We start from the raw sequence: 240 nt of genomic DNA, 5'->3' as shown, positions 1-240 counted from the left end.
CCCTTGAATCATTCTTGTGGGAAACGGCCGATATTCTGCGTGGCAATATGGATGCGTCTGAATTTAAAGACTACATCTTTGGCATGATGTTTCTAAAGCGCTTGTCGGATGCCTTCGATGAAGAGCGTGAAAGGGTCGTTCAGTATTACCTCGATAAAGGTAAAACTCAGGCGCAAGCGCAAGAGCTTAGCGATGATGAAGATGAGTACGACGATACTTTTTTTATGCCCGCTATTGCCC

The 240-nt window shown here is 45.4% G+C and carries 1 protein-coding gene; it reads left to right on the top strand.

Going from position 1 to position 240, the window contains the following annotated elements; translation table 11 throughout:
- Positions 1-240: type I restriction-modification system subunit M N-terminal domain-containing protein (locus AAEZ02_RS23400; RefSeq protein WP_351125623.1), on the top strand; the 240-nt coding region annotated here is incomplete at both ends.

The organism is Shewanella sp. T24-MNA-CIBAN-0130 (assembly GCF_040310185.1).
Classification (GTDB): Bacteria; Pseudomonadota; Gammaproteobacteria; order Enterobacterales; family Shewanellaceae; genus Shewanella; species Shewanella psychromarinicola.
Note: the sequence above shows the minus strand (reverse complement) of the source record. Positions and strands in the feature narration are given on the sequence as shown.